Source organism: Chitinophaga sp. 01L420, assembly GCF_056399985.1.
The window spans coordinates 1-2,841 of the sequence record NZ_JBFTSK010000112.1; the positions used below are offsets into that span (position 1 = coordinate 1).

Annotated in this window: 1 protein-coding gene; it reads left to right on the top strand. The window is 48.3% G+C overall.

Annotated elements, in window-relative coordinates:
- The coding region (locus AC1DP6_RS36345; protein ID WP_477059286.1) for a condensation domain-containing protein at positions 1-2,841 on the top strand (2,841 nt) is incomplete at both ends.

Consider the following 2,841-nt stretch of genomic DNA (forward strand, 5'->3'; position numbering starts at 1 on the left):
AGAAGAAATCAATGATCTGTTGCTGGCAGCATTGGCATGGACATTATGTGAGTGGAGCGGGCAGCAACAGGTGGTGATAGGCTTGGAAGGACATGGCCGCGAAGATGCCGTAATAGGGATGGACAGCAGTCGCACAGTGGGGTGGTTTACCACCATTTACCCGGTGTTGTTGGGTACAAATGGATTAACCGTGGGTGACTGGATCAAATCAGTGAAAGAGCAATTGCGGGAGGTACCTGATAAAGGCATGGGGTACGGTGTGTTAAAATATCTTAATAAAGAAAAAACTTTACAGGGTACATCTCCATGGGATATCGTCTTTAATTACCTCGGGCAACTGGATAATGTAGTGAGAGGTAAAGCATGGCTGCAGGGTGCAGAAGAATCATCTGGCCATAGTATGGCGGGTGACTACAGGGTATCAGAAAAATTATCGGTAAACAGTATTATCCGTGACGGAGAGTTGTTGTTGCAATGGCATTATAGCCGGCAGCAATACGACCTTGCCACAATAGCTGCGCTGGCAAAAAATTATGTGAGTCATCTGGAATCTATTATTAGTCATTGCGTAGCGCAGGGAGATAACGGGATCGTATATACGCCATCAGATTATGGATTGACGGGAGAGGTAAGTTATAGAGAGCTGGATACGTTTTTGTCTGAGATGTATGGTGGACGGCATCGGGGAGATCAACAGGAAGGCATGTACCGATTGAGTGGTTTACAGGAGGGGATGTTGTTTCATGGCTTGTATGACATCGCTTCACAGGCTTATATAGAGCAATTGTGTTGTGACCTGGTAGAAGTGGATGTATCATTGTTGATGGAGAGCTGGCAAGCATTGATAAAGCGACACAGCATCCTGCGTAGCGGGTTTTATCATAACCGTTTCTCTGTGCCGGTGCAATGTGTTTACCGTGAGGTAAAGCTGCCGGTAGATGAACTGGATTACCGTGGGCTGGAGGAAACAGAGCGCATGGCGGCGGTAGCTGCTTATGAAGAGATGGATCGTCAGAAATCATTTGATTTTGAGTCGGCACCACTGATGCGGCTGGGACTATTGCGACTGAGCGATGACCGGTGGCGAATGATCTGGACATATCATCACATACTGCTGGATGGCTGGTCAGTGCAGGTGCTGATGGGAGAACTATTGAAAATATATGAGTCGCTTGTATCGGGTACAGACATCACTGATGCCGGGACAGATAAATACGAAGACTATATCCGTTACCTGGAAAGTCGCGATAAGGAACAGGAAGAACGGCACTGGCGCGAATACCTGTCGGGTACTATTGGCGGTAGCCTGTTACCCTTTATCGGATCCGTAACGGATCGCAATAAGGGAACAGGTATTTATAAAAGAGATACCCTTGTATTAGATGCTACGTTGGCGGCAGCCGTTGATCGTTATGCGCAGTATCACCGGCTAACGGTAAATACGGTGATGCAGGGCGTATGGAGTTACTTGTTGTCGCGTTATACTGGCAGTGAATCGGTTACCTATGGCGTAACTGTTTCCGGTCGTCCGGAAGGGTTATCTGAAGTAGAAAGTCGGGTGGGAATGTATATCAATGCGCTCCCGTTGCATACAAGGGTGACGGATAATGAGCAAATCGAGACATGGCTGTCAGCTATTCAGCATGGGCAGTTAACCTGCCGGGAATATCAGTATACCGGATTGAGTGCCATCCAGCAATGGGCGGGCGTTACAGGAGATCTGTTTGACAGCTTGCTGGTGTTTGAAAATTATCCGGTCAATAAAGTGATCGCATCGCGTAACTGGTCGTTGCAGGCAGAAAAAGTAGAGTTAACTGATCATAATAATTACCTGCTCACGATTTCCATTGTGGCTTCAGAAGAAATTAGTATTCACTTTGGTTATAACAGCAATTTGCTGGATATAGAGTACATACAGAGAATTCAGGGTCATTTTGAACAGGTACTCAAACAGGTAGTGTTGAAACAATGTCGTCTTGTTGGCGAATTGGAGTTGTTAACGATATCAGAAGAAGAACAGTTATTATCGACATTTAATCATACCATCCTGTCTCATCCTGAACCCGGGACGGTAGTGGAACTGTTTGAAGCGCAGGCAGCCCGTACACCGGCAGCCACGGCTGTAATTTGCGGGAAGCAGGAGCTGAGTTACCAGGAACTGGACGAGCGTAGTAATCAGCTGGCATGCTATTTAAAGCAGCAGGGCGTAACGGCGGATACGCTGGTGCCCATCTGTGTAGAGCGTGGAGTGGAGATGCTGATAGGCATCTGGGGTATTTTAAAAGCAGGAGGCGCTTATGTGCCAGTTGACCCGGAATACCCAGCAGAGCGGATCCGTTATATGTTGGAAGATAGCCGGGCATCACTGGTACTGAGCAGCGAAAGCTGTGCAGATCGTTTACCCGTAACCGTAGGTTGCCGGATCGTGCGTCTGGATGGCGATTGGGATCGCATCAGCAGTGTAGCGGACAGGCAGGTAATGGTATCCCCTGCGACAGATCAGCTGGCCTATGTGATCTATACGTCCGGCTCTACCGGTATGCCGAAGGGGGTGATGATCAGCCACGGCAGCCTGGTACATTATTTATGTAATGAGCAAACACAGTACACTACTGATAGTCAGACAGACAAACCAGGTAGTTACCATCACCTGTCTTATACTTTTGACGCATCACTGACAGCGCTTTTCCAACCATTGCTGAAAGGCCGGGCGTTGGTAATAGCACCAGCAGGCCTCCCTGCTACAGCGCTGTTAGGAGCTGACCAGGTATGCGGCCACGGGGTGTATGATTTTATTAAACTGACGCCCGCGCATCTGCCTTTGCTGGAAGATGCGTTAGG